Annotated in this window: 17 protein-coding genes and 1 tRNA gene; 11 read left to right on the top strand and 7 right to left on the bottom strand. The window is 56.3% G+C overall.

Annotated elements, in window-relative coordinates; genetic code table 11:
- Positions 1-190: 190 nt before the first annotated feature.
- Both A2V21_300210 and A2V21_300205 read right to left on the bottom strand, forming a co-directional pair.
- On the bottom strand, positions 191-610 hold the full coding sequence (locus A2V21_300210) for a hypothetical protein (GenBank protein OIJ72813.1): 420 nt from the start codon (positions 608-610) through the stop codon (positions 191-193).
- Between the two features lie 76 nt (positions 611-686).
- The gene (locus A2V21_300205; protein OIJ72812.1) at positions 687-1,286 is read right to left on the bottom strand and encodes a hypothetical protein; all 600 of its coding nucleotides are present in this window, start codon (positions 1,284-1,286) and stop codon (positions 687-689) included.
- Between the two features lie 202 nt (positions 1,287-1,488).
- On the opposite strand from A2V21_300205, the gene A2V21_300200 reads away from it, so the two are divergent.
- On the top strand, positions 1,489-2,118 hold the full coding sequence (locus A2V21_300200; GenBank protein ID OIJ72811.1) for a hypothetical protein: 630 nt from the start codon (positions 1,489-1,491) through the stop codon (positions 2,116-2,118).
- A gap of 31 nt (positions 2,119-2,149) precedes the next feature.
- Here the strand turns inward: A2V21_300200 and A2V21_300195 are convergent, their stop codons facing one another.
- Positions 2,150-4,009, bottom strand: coding sequence for a hypothetical protein (locus A2V21_300195; protein ID OIJ72810.1), 1,860 nt, complete (start codon positions 4,007-4,009; stop codon positions 2,150-2,152).
- Positions 4,010-4,112: 103 nt separating this feature from the next.
- Here A2V21_300195 and A2V21_300190 point away from each other — a divergent pair, with 103 nt between their 5' ends.
- From A2V21_300190 to A2V21_300175, 4 genes are read left to right on the top strand one after another with little or no spacing between them, the layout of a single operon-like run.
- The gene (locus A2V21_300190; GenBank protein ID OIJ72809.1) at positions 4,113-5,321 is read left to right on the top strand and encodes an efflux transporter periplasmic adaptor subunit; all 1,209 of its coding nucleotides are present in this window, start codon (positions 4,113-4,115) and stop codon (positions 5,319-5,321) included.
- Positions 5,321-6,007 (top strand): ABC transporter ATP-binding protein, encoded by a 687-nt coding sequence (locus tag A2V21_300185; protein ID OIJ72808.1) that lies wholly within the window; start codon positions 5,321-5,323, stop codon positions 6,005-6,007. Before A2V21_300190 ends, A2V21_300185 begins: the two co-directional genes overlap by 1 nt.
- The gene (locus A2V21_300180) at positions 5,991-7,151 is read left to right on the top strand and encodes an ABC transporter ATP-binding protein (GenBank protein OIJ72807.1); all 1,161 of its coding nucleotides are present in this window, start codon (positions 5,991-5,993) and stop codon (positions 7,149-7,151) included. The genes A2V21_300185 and A2V21_300180 overlap by 17 nt, the downstream gene beginning before the upstream one ends.
- Positions 7,152-8,318, top strand: coding sequence for a multidrug ABC transporter permease (locus A2V21_300175; protein ID OIJ72806.1), 1,167 nt, complete (start codon positions 7,152-7,154; stop codon positions 8,316-8,318).
- A 5-nt stretch (positions 8,319-8,323) separates the two neighbouring features.
- Here A2V21_300175 and A2V21_300170 read toward each other — a convergent pair whose 3' ends face one another.
- A complete protein-coding gene (locus A2V21_300170) occupies positions 8,324-8,764 on the bottom strand; it encodes a hypothetical protein (protein OIJ72805.1) in 441 nt (146 codons plus the stop codon).
- 213 nt (positions 8,765-8,977) lie between these two features.
- On the opposite strand from A2V21_300170, the gene A2V21_300165 reads away from it, so the two are divergent.
- Positions 8,978-9,631 carry a hypothetical protein gene (locus A2V21_300165; protein OIJ72804.1) on the top strand — a complete coding sequence of 218 codons (654 nt, stop codon included), beginning with the start codon at positions 8,978-8,980 and terminating at the stop codon, positions 9,629-9,631.
- A 92-nt stretch (positions 9,632-9,723) separates the two neighbouring features.
- Here the strand turns inward: A2V21_300165 and A2V21_300160 are convergent, their stop codons facing one another.
- From A2V21_300160 to A2V21_300150, 3 genes are all read right to left on the bottom strand, one after another.
- Positions 9,724-11,388 carry a hypothetical protein gene (locus tag A2V21_300160; GenBank protein ID OIJ72803.1) on the bottom strand — a complete coding sequence of 555 codons (1,665 nt, stop codon included), beginning with the start codon at positions 11,386-11,388 and terminating at the stop codon, positions 9,724-9,726.
- A 178-nt stretch (positions 11,389-11,566) separates the two neighbouring features.
- Positions 11,567-11,640, bottom strand: a tRNA-Gly gene (locus A2V21_300155).
- Positions 11,641-11,699: 59 nt separating this feature from the next.
- Positions 11,700-12,101: a hypothetical protein gene (locus tag A2V21_300150; GenBank protein OIJ72802.1), complete on the bottom strand. Its 402-nt coding sequence runs from the start codon at positions 12,099-12,101 to the stop codon at positions 11,700-11,702.
- 225 nt (positions 12,102-12,326) lie between these two features.
- Here A2V21_300150 and A2V21_300145 point away from each other — a divergent pair, with 225 nt between their 5' ends.
- From A2V21_300145 to A2V21_300125, 5 genes are all read left to right on the top strand, one after another.
- Positions 12,327-13,820, top strand: a complete 1,494-nt coding sequence (locus A2V21_300145; GenBank protein OIJ72801.1) for an aldehyde dehydrogenase — start codon at positions 12,327-12,329, stop codon at positions 13,818-13,820.
- A gap of 98 nt (positions 13,821-13,918) precedes the next feature.
- Positions 13,919-14,416 carry a hypothetical protein gene (locus A2V21_300140; protein ID OIJ72800.1) on the top strand — a complete coding sequence of 166 codons (498 nt, stop codon included), beginning with the start codon at positions 13,919-13,921 and terminating at the stop codon, positions 14,414-14,416.
- A gap of 12 nt (positions 14,417-14,428) precedes the next feature.
- Positions 14,429-14,677 (top strand): hypothetical protein, encoded by a 249-nt coding sequence (locus tag A2V21_300135; protein OIJ72799.1) that lies wholly within the window; start codon positions 14,429-14,431, stop codon positions 14,675-14,677.
- Between the two features lie 15 nt (positions 14,678-14,692).
- On the top strand, positions 14,693-15,964 hold the full coding sequence (locus A2V21_300130) for a 4-aminobutyrate aminotransferase (protein ID OIJ72798.1): 1,272 nt from the start codon (positions 14,693-14,695) through the stop codon (positions 15,962-15,964).
- The gene (locus A2V21_300125; GenBank protein ID OIJ72797.1) at positions 15,961-18,129 is read left to right on the top strand and encodes a hypothetical protein; all 2,169 of its coding nucleotides are present in this window, start codon (positions 15,961-15,963) and stop codon (positions 18,127-18,129) included. The genes A2V21_300130 and A2V21_300125 overlap by 4 nt, the downstream gene beginning before the upstream one ends.
- The last annotated feature ends 2 nt before the right edge of the window (positions 18,130-18,131 follow it).

Genomic DNA, 18,131 nt, shown 5'->3' with positions numbered 1-18,131 from the left:
ATTTCGAATACCCCTAAATATTATTAGTCAGAGCTTATCAGAAGAGGGGCTTTTTACCAACGCGCGGAACCGCCCCAAAAGGTAAGTAAGCACTTACTATAATATCAGCCGGGCGGCGGTTGTCAACAGACAAAAAAGGCCGCGCCTTTCTGGCGCGGCCTTGAATAAATACTTATCTCAGGGTTACCCTTTATTCCTTTATCATCTCGGCGTTAGCGACTATCATCCCGCCTATATCAATAGTACCCTCCTGGGCCGCTATTACCGAAGGCTCGTCCCAGGCCCCTCCGTCCTGCCTCCAGATGGCGTTAAAGACCATGCGCTCGCCTTCCGAAAGCATATCAAGCGGGGACTTCTTAGACTTGTACCTCGGTATGAAGAGGAGGCTCATTATCTTCTGCCCGCCAGGGCTTATGGCGCAGCTCACAACGAACCAGTGCTCCGTGAGCTTGTCGACTGTCTTGCTCCCGGTTATAAGATCGACCGCCTTCGGGAGGGCGTCGACCTCCCTTGAGCCGCTCAAGCCATCCACGACAGCGGCGGCAAACGTATTAGTGCCATCCCCCGCGTCAAAGCCGCGAGGCTCCCCGACCTGTATCTTTAACTTCATCCCACGCTCCTGGTTTCCGGCTTAGTTCAAAAATACATAATATAATAGGCCGGATGGAGTGGCAAATGAAATCGCTTCAGCTCGTCTCCTTCATGGCAGCCTGGACCTTTACAAAGTATTTTTCTCCGCTCACCGGGAGATTTCCCCTGTAATACCTCGCTATACCTTCCTTATAGCCCCATCTTTTTATATTATCCGCGAGAATATGGCAGCCCGCGCGGATGTTATTGTCTATATCGAACAGGGTCCCTTCTATGCCCAGCGTCTTCTTCCAGAAAGGCATTACCTGCATGAGCCCCTGCGCGCCCCTGGGGCTTATGGCAAAGAGATCTCCTCTGGATTCAACGCTTATAATCGCGATTATAAGGTTGGGCGGCAGTTCATAAAGACCGCTGTATCGAAGGACAGCCTTTCCTATCTCGTTCACTTCCCAGGCCGTAAGGGACGGGTTCATCGACGCGATAAGGCTCCCCCAGTAAAAATGCTCGGAGCCTGCCCCAAAAGGCAGTTCAAATGACGTAAGCGCCGCGTCAGGACTGAGCCCTACCGCAGCGGCCTCATCGACAGCGCTCCACCTCGAAAACCATAATGTGGCGGTGAGCGCGACTCCGACAAAAAGGAAATAAAAGGCCGCAAGGGTCTTTCTATCCACACTGCACTGTCCGAAATTCCTCATAGCAGTCTTCTCCTTTAAATAGTATTTAACGGATATGGCTGCTTAACCGGAACGCCAACAACAGTCTGAGTGTTTTTAGCGGGGTCGAATAAAGTATAACTCAGGATTTTATTTTTGCACGGAAGCGTTGCTTAAACTTGCGTGAGCAGACCTGCCTGCTATCCTTATTTATAATAAAACAGCTGTTTATGCGGAGGGTGAGATGGGGAAATGGGCTGTCGCCGCTCTTTCATTCGTGCTTCTTCTGGCCGGTCCGGGGTGGACTGTCCAAAATAACGCGGAAGATGTTCAACCGGCGTCTTTAAGGCAATTCAGCATATCGACCGCCCATAAAGTGATCGCCCGCTGGCCTGAAGCGTCAAGGAAAGCCGCCGTTCACGTGCTCGACAAGTACGGGGCCCCGGACCTTTTGACCAATGAGATGCTCATCTGGATGGAAGAGGGAGAGTGGCAGGAGATAATAGTGAGAAAGAGAGCCGTGGAGCACAGGTTCCCGGTCCCTCACGATGACGTCCTCGAGCAGTCGATAGCATATGAGGTGCCGGAGGATAAGTTCGACGACCTTGCCGTTTTCAACGGCAGCGTGATCGCGGAGCGCACAAGGGGGACCCTGTCGTCCAGGTGCGCGAGCGAAGCGATGAACTACCTCGCGCTCAACCTCGCCAACGACATAATCACAAACAGCAAGAGTGTTGAAGAGGCCAGAGCGGCCTTCGCGGATATCTTGAAGGAGCTCATGGAGGGCAGGCCCCATCCATATACAACGGGGCTTAAATTCCGCGTCTACGGCATAAAAGAAACAAGCGACCCGGACTACTCGATCTATGGATAGTAAAGAAGGGATAGTAAAGAAGTGGGTTGGCCTACCGGTTGGCCAGGAGGCGAGTTACCAGAGCTATCATCTCGTTAGCCCTGTATGGCTTGGGCAAAACACCTGAGAAACCATACCTGGCGTACTCGGACATCACAGGGTCGTTAGAGTAGCCACTCGACACAACCACCCTTGCGTGAGGGTCTATCTCAAGTATGTGGCTGACGGCCTCCTTGCCGCCCATGCCAGCCGGGATGGTAAGGTCCATTATGACAAGGTCGAAGGGGCGCTCGGAGACCATCGCGTCCCTGAAAAGGCCTATGGCTTCAGCGCCGTCGCTTGCGAATTCCACATCGCAGCCAACTACCTTCAGCACCTCCCCCGCGGCTTCCCTTATCATATCCTCGTCATCCATCACAAGCACCCTTACATTGCGGGGCTGGGCGTGGCCGCAGGGTGCCTGAACGCCAAGGTCGGACGCAGGCAGGTAAACGGAGAAGACTGAGCCCTTACCCTCAATGGAACTCACATCTATGAACCCGCCGTGGTCCTTGATTATCGAATAGGCCGTAGTAAGCCCAAGCCCGCCGCCTTCAGCCTTTGTAGAGAAATACGGGTCAAAGACCTTCCCTATCTCGGATTCAGGGATGCCGACGCCCTGGTCCTCAACGCGTATGCAGACGTGCGGGGCCGAAAGAAGGCGCCCCTGGGCCTGGTCGGCATTGAAGACACTTATCTTTATGATCCCGCCTTCAGCCATCGCCTGGTCAGCGTTCAGCACGATATTCTGGATGGCCTGCGAGAGCATCCCGGGGTCCGCCTCTACAGGCAGGAGGTCAGGAGAGAATTTGAACTCGCACCTGGACCTCGACCCTGAAGTCGCGAAAGAGCACCACTGCCCCATAACGGAGTCGAGGAGCATCGGCTCCTTGACAGGCGCCCCGCCCTTCGAGAAGGTCAGGAACTGGCGGACCAGGTCCTTTGCCTGATCGCAGGCACGCTCGGCTTCCTGAAGCCGTTTGGCGATCCTCTCGTCAGGCCCGTAGAAGAGCGCGAGCGAGATGTTGCTCATTATACAGGTAAGTATGTTGTTGAAGTTGTGGGCGATGCCTCCGGCGAGCCTGCCGAGGGACTCAAGCTTCTGCGATTTAAGGTGCTCGTTCTGTATGAGCTGCCTTTCTGTAATATCCTTAAAAAGTCCGAGGATAAGCCCTTTTCCGCCTACGTTCAGCGGGGCCGCGCTTATATGTACCTGCACGACGGTCCCGTCCTTGCGTATCATCTCTCCATCATAATCGGCGGCCCTGCCATGTTCTATGTGTGTCGCGAACTTCTGCCTGTACTCCTCGGCCTTACCCGGCGGATGCAACTGGCTCTGGTGCATGCCGATGATCTCATCGCGCGACCTCCCTAAAAGGACCTCTCCCTCTCTGTTCGTCTCGACAATAATCCCTGTGGCGGTGTCGGCAAGCATGGCGGCGTCGTTGAGGTTCTCGAAAAGATGCCTGTACTTCTCCTCGGACTCGGCGAGCCTCTCCTCAGCGACCTTGTATCCGGTTATATCCCTTGACACGACGACAGCGCCTGAGACCGTGCCGTCTTGAGCGATAAAGGGATAACAGGCTATGTTCATGAACCTGCGGCCAACGCCTTTGAACTCAAACCAGGCCCTGTAGTTTATGACCTCGCCTGCAAAAGATCGGTCGATGTAATCTTTTATCAATATCCTGAAGACACCCTCCCCGAGTACCTGAGGCATAGTGCGTCCTACGACCTCATCTCGCTCCATGGCGTGGGCCTTCAGGTAGGCGTCGTTTACAACGAGGTATTCATAATCCCTGTTTACGATGAAGCAGTGGTCAGGGGAAGGAGCGATAAGGCGCTCATAAATTTTAAGGAAATCCGGATGCATGCGATTATCTCCCGAAGTCAGCCCGGATTATATCACAACTATAACTTCATATGTCAACGGCGTGAAAGAAAACGCCCGAAAATCAGATATACTCGCTCTTAGGATGGCAGAAGACATTTCCAGGCTGAAGATAAAAAAACCGGCGGCAAGAAAAGGGTACGGAAGGCCCGGGAGGAAGTACCTCTGGTGGGCTGCCATCGCCATTTTGCTCGCCGTTCTCCTGATACTTGCGTCAGGGGCGCTTAAGACACCAAAGGTCAGGGTAGGCGAGGTCTCTCTTACATACCCCTCCCAGGGGCTTTCTGTGCTCAATGCCAGCGGCTACGTGGAGGCTGAACGGAAGGCCGCGCTCGCCTCGAAGATAACCGGCAGGCTCGCCTGGCTCGGGGTCGAGGAAGGGAGCCGCGTGAAAAAGGGGCAGGTAGTGGCGAGATTAGAGAACGCCGACCTGGCGGCCTCCCTTGACAGCGCGCGCGCCGCCCTCAAGGCGGCAAGGGATGGCCTTGACGCGGCAAAAGCCGAGGCAGATGACGCAGGCGTCGATTTCCGGAGGAAAGAAGAGCTTCTCACAGGGGGCTTCATCTCAAGAAGGGACTTTGACGCCGCAGAGGCGAGGCACAGGAAGGCCCAGGCCGCTTTTGGGTCGGCAATGGCCCAGGTAAAATCAGCGGAAGCCGAGCTACGGGGCGCCGAAGCATCCCTCGGCTACGCGGATATAAGGGCCCCCTTCGGCGGGGTGGTCCTAACGAAGAACGCGGACATAGGAGACATAGTAACACCGCTTGGGGCCGCTGCCGGAACAAAAGCCGCTGTTGTGACAATCGCCGACATGGATACCCTTCAGGTAGAGGCCGACGTATCTGAATCTAACGTCAGCAGGATATCTACAGGCATGCCTTGCGAGATACAGCTCGACGCCCTGCCGGGCAAAAGGTTCAACGGCCAGGTCCACATGATAGTCCCGACAGCGGACAGGGCCAAGGCCTCTGTGCTTGTAAAGGTCCGGTTCATTGAAAAAGACCCGTTGATACTGCCTGAGATGAGCGCCAAGGTGGCCTTCCTTTCAAGGCCTCTGGGGCCCGGAGAGGACAAACCCAGGATGACCGTCCCGTCTTCCGCCGTAACCGGGGAGAACGGCCGCAAATCCGTATTCATCGTCGACAACGGGAGAGCGAGGAAGGCGCAGGTGACGGTCGGGGGCGCTATCGGGGAGACCGTGGAGGTAGCCGGACTTGCGCCAGGCACTCGCATCGTCATCGATCCGCCGGATGGGCTCTCGGACGGCTCGCGGATAGAGCCGCTGGAAGAGTGATGGCCGGTCCTTTCATGCGGATAAGGGGGCTTAACAAGTCCTACGTGCGGGGAAGCCAGATACTGCCTGTGCTGAGGGAAATCGACCTTGACATTAACGAGGGCGAGTTCCTCGCCCTGATGGGCCCGTCAGGGTCAGGTAAAAGCACCCTCCTTAACCTCATAGCCGGCATAGACCGCTCCGATAGCGGCACGATCGAGATAGGCGGCGTCGATATAACCTCCCTTACCGAAGCCGGGCTCACCGCCTGGCGCGCGGAGCACGTAGGCTTCATCTTCCAGTTCTACAACCTGATACCCGTATTGACCGCGCTTGAAAACGTCGAGCTGCCGCTTATCCTCAAGGAGATGCCAGGAAAAGAACGCAAGGAAAGGGCCGGGCTGCTCTTGAGCCTTGTTGGGCTCTCGGAGCGGACAGAGCATTACCCAGGAGAGCTCTCCGGGGGCGAGCAGCAGCGGGTAGCCATAGCGAGGGCGATGGTCTCAGACCCGTCGATGATAGTCGCCGACGAGCCGACAGGAGATCTCGACAGGGCTTCCGCGGAAGAGGTGCTTGAGCTAATGCGCCGGCTCAACGAGGAGTTCGGAAAGACCATCATCATGGTCACGCACGACCCCAGGGCGGCTGAAAAGGCGCGCCTCGTAAGACACCTCGAAAAAGGGCTCCTCAATGGCGCTCCTCGCTAAGATACTTTTCAGGAACGCGCTGCGCCACAGGCTCAGGACAGCCCTCACCGTCCTCGGCATGGCGATAGCCATACTCGCCTTCGGCCTCCTGAGGACTGTCGTCGAAGCCTGGTACGCCGGAGTCGAGGCCTCTCAGGCAAACAGGCTCATCACCAGGAACGCCATCTCGCTTGTCTTCCCGCTTCCCATATCCTATTACGAGAAGATAAGGCAGGTGGAAGGGGTCGTGAATGTATCGCACGGCGACTGGTTCGGAGGTGTATATAAAGATGAGCGTAATTTTTTCGGCAACTTCGCGATGGAGGCCGAAAGCCATCTCGATATCGTAAGCGAGCTTGTGCTGCCTGAAGACGAGCGGACAGCCTACCTTAAGGACAGGAAGGGTTCTATAGCCGGAAGAAAGCTTGCCGAAAGGTTCGGCTGGGAGACGGGCGACCTCATAACTCTCAAGGGGCTCATATACCCCGGAGACTGGGATTTCGTATTGAGGGGCATATACCGCGGGAGGGACGAGACCGTAGACGAATCGCTCTTCTTCTTCCATTGGGAATACCTTAACGAGACCATAAAGGAAAGGGAGCCCGACAGGGGCGACCAGACCGGCTTTTATCTCATACAGATAGCGCGCCCTGAGCTTGCGGCTCTTGTAGCCGGGCGCATAGACGCCCTTTTCAAGAACTCGCTCGCCGAGACGCTTACCGAGACAGAAAGGGCCTTTCAGATGAGCTTCGTATCGATGACAGAGGCTATAATGACCGCGATCCAGCTCGTCTCTTTCGTCGTCATAATCATAATCATGGCCGTGACGGCCAACACCATGGCGATGTCGGTGCGGGAAAGGCTCGGCGAGTTCGCCGCCATGAAGACCCTGGGCTTCGGCCCGCTCTATCTAACTGCGCTCATCTTCGGGGAATCTCTCGTCATAAGCTTTCTCGGCGCGGGCTTAGGCGTAATGCTCACCTTCCCTGCAGCCGGTATCTTTAAAACGCTCCTCGGCCAGTACTTCCCTATATTCATCATCAAGCCGTCGACCTTCTACATGGACGCCGCGGCGGCCTTTCTGGTGGCGGCAGTGTCGGCGATCCTGCCCGCGTACAGGGCGATAACAGTCCCGATAACAGAGGCATTACGGAGGATAGCCTGAATGCCGGTCCCCCTCGTCTACAGCTACCGGTCGCTCTGGACAAGAAAGCTCACCACCGCCCTCACCGCTGGCGGCATGGCTCTCGTGGTCTTCGTCTTCGCGGCGATAACGATGCTTGCGGAAGGCCTTGAGCGGACCCTTGTCGAGACGGGCTCTCCTGAGAACATGGTCGTTGTGAGGAAAGGCGCCCCGTCCGAGGTGCAAAGCAGCATAACCCGCGAGCAGGCCGCGATAATCGAGACAACGGATGGGATAGCCGCTGGCCCGGAGGGGAAGATGATGGCAGCAAAGGAGATAGTCGTCCTCATCTCGCTTCCCAAACGGGGGACCGACAAGCCTTCAAACGTGGTCCTGAGGGGTATATCGTCCATGTCAGCGGCGCTTAAGCCCCAGGCAAGGCTCGTAGAGGGCAGGATGCCAAGGCCCGGCACCTACGAGATAGCCGCCGGGAGATCCGTTGCCAGAAGGTTCAAGGGAGCCGGGGTCGGCGAGACGATAAGGTTCGCCATGAGGGACTGGAAGGTAGTAGGCCTTTTTGACGCCGGCGCAACCGGCTTCTCTTCAGAGATATGGGGCGACATCGACTCTCTCATGCAGGCGTTCAGGAGGCCTGTATATACCTCGGTCGTACTTAAGATGGCTGACCCCGGAAGATTGGACGAGATGGCAAAAAGGATAGAAAGCGACCCGAGGCTCAAGCTTGAGCCGAAGAGGGAAACAGAATTTTACGCCGAGCAGTCCAAGGCATTATCCACCTTTCTCCGGGTACTCGGCACCGGCCTTACGGCCATATTCTCTACAGGGGCTATAATCGGGGCGATGATAACCATGTACTCGGCTGTAGCGAACAGGGTCTCCGAGATAGGCACCTTAAGGGCCATAGGTTTCGGCAGGCCCAGCATACTCGCGGCCTTCCTCGCGGAATCGCTCCTTACAGGGCTTATCGGCGGGGCGGCAGGGCTCCTGTTGGCCTCGTTCCTTCAGTTCTTTACGATATCGACTCTCAACTTCCAGACCTTCGCCGAGCTGGCCTTCTCGTTCACCCTGACCTTGGGGACGGCGCTGGAATCTATAACAATAGCCCTTGCCATGGGCCTTATAGGCGGCCTTCTGCCCGCGGTCAGGGCATCGAAGATGAAGATAGTCGATGCCTTGAGGACGGTATAATACTGCTATCTCCCGGTGCTGCCAAAGCCGTTAGCGCCCCTTGAAGAGGCGTTCAGGTCCTGGACAAGCTCTACGTCAACGTCAGGCACAGGCAGGAATACCATCTGCGCGATCTTGTCCCCGGTCTTAAAAGCAAAGGCATCCCCGGCCTTGTTGCCGTTTATTACGACCACGCATATCTCGCCCCTGTAGCCGCAGTCGACGACACCGGCGGTGACTATAAGCCCCTTTGCGCCAAGGCCGCTCCTGGATTTTATCTGTCCGTACCAGCCCGAAGGTATCTCAAGGGCGATGCCGGTCCTTATTATGCCTGTCGCCCCGGGCGCTATTACGGCCTCACCAGAGGCGAAGAGGTCCCAACCCGCGTCCCCGGCATGAGATTTTTCTGGCGCCCTGGCTTGAGGCGTAACGAGCCTTACCTTCACTAAAAGCCGCGTCTTATCCATAGATCTCCTCCGCCGATCTCCTCCGCCGATCTCCTCCGCCGATCTCCTCCGCCGATCTCCTCCGCCGATCTCCTCCGCCGATCTCCTCCGATTGATCTCCTCCGCCGATCTCCTCCGATTGATCTCCTCCGATTGATGCTTTTTAACATAACTCGCCGTATGACCGCAAAAATATTTGTATTCAGGGCCCTGATGATATAAAATACCGGCACTATGACAAACAAGACCAGGACAACAGAAGAACTTGACGCGTATTTAAAGTCGCTCCTCCAATTCCTTGCGAAGTCTACACAGGCCTATGACATGGGCTTTGACGGCGAGTGCCAGAGGATGGCTGTCGCTGTAAGGGCCATAGTCGAAGACGTGGACGGGACCGGGTCGTTGCTCGACAAGCTCGGCATGGAGATCCAGTTCAACGACAACTCGCCAGATTACGACCCCAAGCTCGCCCTGCCGATGAGCGGGCTCGCGCTCTATTCCCCCACGAACAAGGACAAGAACAGGTACGTGCCGCGGCTCGGAAGAAACCCCGGCATCCCGTTCAGGAAGGTCAGCTTCGAGCAGTGGTTGACCAAGCTCGTCATAATAGACGAAGAGATGGGCGTGCGCATAAGCAGGAAGGAGATACTCTTCGCTGTATCCAATACCATCCCCAAGGCGGCCGCAAGGCCGGTCCTGAATAACGAGTTCAGCGGCCTGATACAGAACAGCCCCCTCGCGTGGGTCGACCAGAAGGCCGGGCTTCGCGACCCGGTAGCCCTTTCCATGCAGTTCGCCAGCACCCGCCATATAGCCTTTGAGCTTATCCTCTCCTTCGAGGAGCAAAAGCCCCAGTACTTTGAGGGGCTCTACCAGCAGAACAACTGATACGCTTTCCGGCGTAAGAACAAATAAAGGCCAGGCAGGTTATCCTGCCTGGCCTTATCTTTTAAAAGTACAAGTTATGAGATCGGCGTCTCTTAGGACTTCTTAAGAAACTTCAGGAACCGCTTTATGAGGCCGCCCTTTTTCTCCTTATGCTCTGCGTGCGCCATGGGCGCGGCAACGGGCTTTGCCTCAGTCTTTACAGCCTCGGGTGTGAACTTTCTCGCCGGTCTCGCGTCCTTCCGTTCAAAAGGCCTCTCCGGCCTATCTGATCTTTGTCCATGAGGCCTGTCCCCTGGCGCGCCACTGTGCTTTCCGCCGGGCCTCGGCCTTCTGCGCTGGCCAGGATGTCCCGGCTTGGGGGCTTCAGCGCCTGCGACGCGCGCGGGCTTTTCGCTGCTTGCCTGATCCTGTCCCGCGCCGTAGTGGGCGAGCTTCTGCTCGTCCCGCTTTTCCGCCGGCGCCGCATGCTCCTTCCTTACGGGGCGAGGACGTTCATGCGCCCCCTTCCTGTCTTTAGAGAAGCTCTTCTCGCGCCTGGGCTTTCCGTCAGGCTTTTTATCCCTCTTCTCAAAAGGCTTGGGTCTCCTGTGCCTTTCCGGCTCAGGGGCTACGTCCTTTACCATCTCGGCTTCATCGACCCACTCCGGTTCGAGCTTCTTCTCTATGTACTTTTCTATCTCAGGGAGGTTCAGGACGTGGTCCTCGCAGGCGAGACTGTAGGCGACCCCGCTCTTGCCTGCCCTCGCGGTCCTGCCTATGCGGTGGACGTAATTGGCGGCGTCATCCGGCAGGTCGTAGTTGATGACGTGCGAAATACCCTCTATATGGAGGCCGCGGGCGGCGACGTCCGTAGCGATAAGGATACTGATTTTGCCGTGCTTCATGCCGTCGATTATCTTCTGGCGGCGCTCCTGGCTTACGTCGCCGGTCAAGACCTTTGCTGAAAGGCCGTTCCCGGCAAGCTTCGCCCCGATCCTTTCGGCCGTTATCTTCATGTTGGTGAATATGATGGCGCGCTCGACGTCAGGCCTCTTGAGGATGGTCAGCAGGACCGGGAGCTTCTCCTCATTCGACACGTAGAATATCTTCTGGTCTATGGCGTTTACAGTGATCTGCTCAGGCTCTATCTCGATGGTAACTGGCTCCGGCTTCATGTAGCGGGAGGCGAGCCTTCTTACGTTTGAGTCGATGGTCGCCGAAAAGAGCATCGTCTGCCTCGGCTTGTTCCTCGGCAGTTTCCCGGCTATGTACATTATGTCCGGGGCGAAGCCCATGTCGAACATGCGGTCGGCCTCGTCGATGACGAATATCTCGATCGAATCGAGCGAAAGGGTCTTTGTCTTATAGAGGTCTATCATGCGGCCAGGGGTCGCGACGACAAGGTCTACCCCGCTTTTGAGCGCGCCCACCTGTTTTCCGTACTCTACGCCGCCGTAGACGGCTACCGACTTGAAGGGAAGGTGCTTTCCGAGCTTCTCGGCGTCGTCTATTATCTGGGTGCAAAGCTCTCTGGTAGGGACCATCACAAGGGCCCTCGGCTGGCCGGTGGTGCTTGGGCCAGAGGCCAGGACCCTGTTGAATATGCTCAGGAGAAAGACCGCTGTCTTTCCCGTGCCTGTCTGAGACTGGGCTATTACGTCTTTTCCTGCGAGACAATCCGGAAGCGATTGTTCCTGAATGGGCGTGCAGTCCACAAACCCGGCGTCGCTTATACCCTTAAGGATGTCCTGGTGAAGCTCCAAACTTTCAAATTTCATCTGTTCTTACATACTCCTCTGCTTGGCAATCTGACATTGCGGTTGATATTTACGAAAACAATATAATATTACACCATTTATAGCATACCCGCGTCAAGCCTTAACTTGTGATGGCGTTTTTCCGGTCTCCGGAAAAGAAAAAGCCAACCATGAAGTCATGGTTGGCTTTAAGGTCATCTGGAGCGGGCGATGGGAATCGAACCCACGTCTAAAGCTTGGGAAGCTTTCATTCTACCATTGAACTACGCCCGCGGTCAGTTAATAAAAATACATGATAAGATTGCCGTAGTCAAGCCTAATCCGGGGGCTTTTTACTTCACCACGCCCACCTCGCCTTCATTGTCGTTAAAGCTCAACCTGTTCTCTTTCTTAACCGGCGCGTAGACCATTACGGCGTCGTCGCACTCCTGGAATTCGTCCTGAGGCTCTGAGAAGGTCATCTCCACCACAGCCTGGCTCACCCAGCCGATATAGCCGCCATCCTCATCCGCCGCCTTGACCTTGAGGTAGCCCTGGCTCCTGCCAAGCACCTTTACAAGTGTGCCGGGACGCAGCGTCCCGACCATCCTTACCATCCCGGGCGACTCCCACATCTTGATTGTGAACTTGCCGCTCGACCAGCTTGTGGCGAATGAGTCCATATCACGCATGACGGCGAACTCGGTGCACGCCTTCGCGCTGCTTGAGGTAAATAGCAAGAGAAGAACTGACAAGACAATCCGCCTCATAGGTCGCTCTTCGGCGCGTCTTTCTCAAAACTTTAGCTCAATCACGCATTTTTAAAGGATTTTTTGCCTCTTTTAAACATCCTTTCAACAACTTTTACCGCCTTTATCCACAGGTTTTTCCACACAGGCGGCTCCCTACCCTGCCCTTGCCGATTGCCGGGCCATTTCCGCTCTGATATACTCAACAAACCAGCTCTTTGGAGGGAAAAGATGGCGGTCAAGTACCGTAACCTGATAGGCGGCAGATGGATCGAGGCGCGTTCCGGCAAGACACTCGATAGCGTAAACCCGGCAGATACCGGCGAAATAGTCGGCGTTGTGCCCGCCTCCGGCAAAGCGGATATTGACGCCGCGGTCAGAGCCGCGAAAGAGGCATTCGACGGCTGGCGGCTTACGCCTGCGCCCAAGCGCGGCGAGATACTTTTCAGGGCCGCGGAAGGCCTCCTCAAGCACAAGGAAGAGCTTGGCCGCCTTGTCACAATGGAGATGGGAAAGATCCTCCCTGAAGGCATGGGGGACGTGCAGGAGGCCATCGACATGGCCTACTACATGGCCGGAGAGGGCAGAAGGCTCTCAGGCGAGACCGTCCCATCAGAGCTAAACTCCAAGGACTGTAAGTCCATAAGGGTCCCTGTCGGCGCCTTTGCCCTCATAACGCCATGGAACTTCCCGACTGCGATTCCGGCGTGGAAGATATTCCCCTGCCTCATCGCCGGCAACACCGCCGTCTTCAAGCCGTCGAGCTATACCCCCGTAGCGGCGGCAAGGCTCGTCGATATCATAACCGAAGCTGGCCTTCCGCCGGGTGTCCTTAACCTCGTGCACGGCACAGGGGACGAGGCAGGCGAATACCTTGCCACCCACCCCGGCATAGACGGGGTCTCTTTCACCGGCTCGTCGGCAGTGGGAGCGAGGCTTGCGCGCCTGTGCAGCGGCATCGAAAAGGAAATATCATGCGAGATGGGCGGCAAAAACCCGATCATCGTGATGGGCGACGCAAGGCTCGACCTCGCCGTTGAAGGCGCCCTCTGGGGCGGCTTCGGCACATCCGGGCAGAGGTGCACGGCAGCGAGCAGGGTAATAGCGCATGAGCCTGTATACGACCGTTTTATAGAGATGTTCACCGGCGCGGCAAGACGATTAAAAATCGGCAATGGCCTTGACGCCGGGGTGCAGATGGGCCCTGTAATAAACAGATCACAGATGGAAAAGGTCCTTGGGCTTATCGAAATAGGCAGAAAAGAAGGGGCGAAGCTCGCCCTCGGCGGCAATGCCCTGAAGGACGGCCGATTCGCCAAGGGCTTCTTCATAGAGCCGACCATATTCATCGACGCAGACCCTAATATGAGGATAGCGCAGGAGGAGATATTCGGCCCGGTGGTGACGGTCATAAAGGCCAGGGACCTTAAGCACGCGATAGATATAGCCAACGGCGTCCAGTACGGCCTTTCGTCATCGATATATACGCAGGACGTAAACAACTCGGCGATAGCCGAGCGCGACCTTGACGCCGGGATCGTCTACATAAACGCGCCGACCATAGGCGCGGAGATACAGCTCCCCTTCGGCGGCACGAAAAGGAGCGGCCTTGGCAGGAAGGACGCCGGCGGCAGGGGCGGCGCCCTTGATACCTTCACCAAATGGAAGGTCATATACAGGGACTTTAGCGGACGCCTCCAGAAGGCACAGATTGACAAGGACTAAAACCGCCGCCCCTGCTTCAGTGACCGTTTTTACTCAGGAAAAAACTATAAATCCATCAGCGCTTTTGTTATAATCCGCCACGCATGACAGGAGGGTGTATGGACCCGGTGCATTTTACAGGCAAGGAGATCCTTGATATGGCCCTGAGGATCGAAGAGAACGGGATGAAGTACTATTACGACGCCTCAAAGGGCGCGAGGACAAAAGAGCTTAAAGTGCTTTTCAAGCTCCTCTCTGACGAGGAAGGGAATCATATAAAAGTATTCAAAGACCTCAAAAAACTCCTGGTCGAAGATACTACGGAGGGCTTCGACCCCTATCTGGGAGAGGCCCAGCAGTACCTCTTTACGATGGCGGATAGCGAAGTATTCACCAACCCTGATGCCGGGAAGGATGCAGCCCGCGCCGTCAAGGGCGAGCAGGAGGCCGTCAACATGGCCTTAAACATGGAAAAGGAATCGCTCCTTTTCTACTATGAGCTGGAGAGGATGATAAGGGAGAAGGACAGGAATGTGATAAATTCCCTTATCGAGCAGGAAAAAGAGCACGTAAGAAGGCTCACCGCCATGCAGAAAATCCTCTTCGGCGGCAAATAGGAAAGGATACCGATGACCCAGTACGTAAAGACGTTTTCCTGCCCCGCGTGCGGGGGATTGGCAAGCGGCATGGGGCACCTCTGCCACCCGAGAAAGGACGTCCCGCCTTTTTCCTGCGAGTTCTGCGGCAAGGAAGTGGAAGACGCGCGCCACGTCTGCTCAAACATGGTCAACAAGCTCGAATACATCTGCAAGAAATGCGGAAGGCTCGCCATCTATGATTCCCTCCTCTGCGAGCCCGCACCCATAGACGAGGAATAGGGGCGCGGCAGATCCATGGAAAATGACCTCAAAGGACGCGGGGCCAGGCATCTTACTCCTGCCCTCGTATTCCACACTGACATCGAAGTCAAGAAGGCCGAGGGGCTCTACGTTGAGTCCATGGACGGGAAAAGGTACATGGACTTCTCCTCAGGGCTCGCCACGGCCAACATCGGCCATTGCCCGCCTGAGGTCATAGAGGCGGCAAAACGCCAGATGGACTCGCTCATCCACTCCGGCTGCATCTTCAGGTACTCATCCGAGATAGAGCTTGCCGAAAGGCTCGCGAGCGTTACCCCCGGCAACATAGATATGTTCTTCTTCTCCAATAGCGGGGCGGAGGCCGTCGAAGGGGCTGTGAAGCTCGCCAGGTACGCTACCGGACGGCAGGGGGTCATAGGCTTCCTGGGCGGCTTTCACGGCAGGACAATGGGGGCATTGAGCATTACGACATCGGCGGCAAGGTACAGGCGCGGCTACCACCCCCTCATGCCGTCATGCTACCACGCGCCGTACCCGTACTGCTTCCGCTGCCACATGGGCATGGAGCGCGGAAGCTGCGCGACAGAATGCTTCGAATACCTCGAAAAGATATTAAAATACCAGATAACGCCTGAAGAGGTTGCCTGCATGGTCATCGAGCCCCTCCTCGGCGAAGGCGGGTATATCGTGCCACCAGCCGATTTCATGCGGAAGGTAAGGGAGCTTTGCTCGAGGCACGGCATACTCCTCATCGCCGACGAGGTGCAAAGCGGCTTCGGCAGGACCGGCAGATGGTTCGCCTCAGAGCACTTCGATCTTGAGCCGGACATAATAGTCATGGCAAAGGGCATAGCCTCCGGCTTCCCCTTGAGCGCCTTCGGGGCATCGGCCGATATCATGTCGAAGTGGCCTCCGGGGGCGCACGGAACCACCTTCGGCGGAAACCCGGTATCGTGCGCGGCGGCGGTGGCGACCATTGACAAGATAGAAAAGGAGAGGCTCCTGGAGAACGCCTCAAGGATGGGGGATCACTTGCTTTCAAGACTTCTGGATATCAAGAACAGGCGAAAGGGCATAGGCGACGTAAGGGGGCTTGGACTCATGATAGGGGTCGAGTTCATAAAGGCTGACGGCGGCCCTGACAGGGAACGGCTCGATGGCGTGATGAAACGGTGCCTTGACGCCGGCCTCATCATAATCGAGTGCGGGGCAGACAAGAACATAGCGCGCCTGATGCCTCCTTTGACCGTCACCGGCCCGGAGATAGACAGGGCCCTTTCGATATTCGAGGAGGCAGTTGCTTGAACCTCCGTAAGCCCGTCCCGATAATCATGACTATCGCCTTGCTCGCGCTTATCTTCATCTGGCTGGACCACATCCTCGCGGGGAATATCCCCGAGAATGCGGCGCTTAAGGCCTTCTCCGGGTTCTTCAGCCTCGTCGGAGACGGGGCGGTCCTCTTTGGCGTCTCAGCGCTCATCTACCTTTCAGGATATTTCAAAAAGAAGACGGCATTGAAGGAGACAGGGCGCGAAGGTGTCCTGGCCATACTCCTTGCCAGCGCCGCCGTGCACCTCATAAAGGCGGCATTTGAGCGCCCCAGGATAGCCCATGGCGCTGACGCGATGGGTTATCTACTTCAGAACACCTCCGTCTTCGACTACTCTGGCAGGTTCAATTCCTTCCCTTCAGGCCACTCAGCGGCGAGCTTTGCGCTCGCATACGTGCTCGCTAAAAAGTTCCCAAGGTTCGCCGTCTTCTTCTACGCGGCGGCTGTACTCGTGGCGATAGCGCGCGTGGGCCTTGGCTCCCATTATCCGACTGACGTGCTCGCCGGGGCCTTGCTCGGCCTCGGGGCAGGCTACCTGATACTCGCGAAGACGGGGTTGCGGGAGAAATGGATAACGGCAGGGCTCGGCCTCCTCATCGTCTTTTTGTCCTTTTTCAAGACAGGCGGCTTCCTCCTCTTTGACGTCGACGAGGCTGTCTTTTCAGCCGCGGCACGGGAGATGGTCGAGACCGGAAACCTTATAACGCCGACTTACAATTTCGAGCCGCGGTATGACAAGCCCATACTGATATACTGGTTCATGAGCGCAGCCTTCAAGCTCTTCGGGACAACGGAGTTCGCGGCGCGCTTCACATCGAGCCTTTTCGGCGTCCTCCTCTCAGGGATGACTTTCCTTTTCGTAAAAAGGCTTACAGGTCTTACAACCGCACTCGTCGCGACCCTGGCCCTTTTTGTAAACCTCGAGTTCTTCGTCTACTCGCATTCCGCGGTAACGGACATGACGCTCGCCTTTTTCATAACCGCGTCCATATTCTCCTTCTACATGGGAACCATAGATGGCAAAAAGAGATGGTTCCTCGGCTTCTGGGCGGCTTCAGCCCTCGCCGTCCTTACAAAGGGCGCGGTCGGCCTTCTCTTCCCGGCCGTGATAGCCATTCTGTACCTCGCCCTCTCCAAAAACCTTCATAGGTCAAAGGAGCTTTTCAGGCCTTCATACATCGGGCTTTTCATCCTTATAGGAGCCCCCTGGTTCATAGCGCAGCTAATGATAAACGGCTGGGACTTCTTTAACGCGTTCATAGTGAAGCACCACATAAAGAGGTATTCTGGCGTGATATCAAGCCATGGCGGGCCGTTGTATTACTATATAGGCGTACTCCTGCTCGGTTTTTTCCCGTGGGTGGCCATGCTCCCGTCGGGTGTGTACAGGGGCTTTAAGCAGAGGCATGACGCGGCCTCGTCGCTCTACCTGCTCGGAGCGATATGGTTCATCTTCGTGCTCGTATTCTTTTCGGTCTCACGGACAAAGCTCCCGAACTATATCTTCCCTCTCTTTCCACCCGCGGCCATCCTTGCCGGGCTGGTCATCTCTGATATGGCTGAGAAGCGCGCGGGGCGCGCGCCGGCCTATCTGCTCGCGGCAATAGCCTTCGTCTTTGCCTCCGCGCTCTTCATCCTGCCGTCGCTGAGCCTCAAGATGGACGTCTACCTGCCGCCAAGGTTCTTCTACACGCTCGGGGCGGCGTTCGCTGCGGTTGCGCTTCTTACCACATTTTCCTTCAGGAAAACTCTCCCATCTTTTCTGTGCATCACAGGCGTGATGGTCCTCATCATCGTCTTCCTGAGGCTCTACGCGCTGCCTCCTGCGAATATCTATCTGCAGAAAACACTCTACGACTATTCCAGGTACGCCAGAGCGGCCCTGCCTCCCGACGGGGTCCTTGCCACCTATGAGATAAACAAGCCGTCGATATCGTTCTATTCAAGGCGTAAGATAGTAAAGGCCGATAAGTCCGATGATTGCAGCATAAATGAGTACTCGAAGAGGACGACGACCATCGTCATAACGAAGGCGTCGGCATACGAGGACTTGAAGGACTATAACCTCCGGGTGATCGACTCAAGCGGCGAGTATATGCTTCTCGGCACTGACGGGCTCCCGCCTTTCAAGGCCCGCTAGCT

Source organism: Deltaproteobacteria bacterium GWC2_55_46 (assembly GCA_001595385.3).
Taxonomy (GTDB): Bacteria; Desulfobacterota; GWC2-55-46; order GWC2-55-46; family GWC2-55-46; genus UBA5799.
The sequence above is the reverse complement of the archived record's forward strand: the minus strand, read 5'-3'. Positions and strand labels throughout refer to the sequence as shown.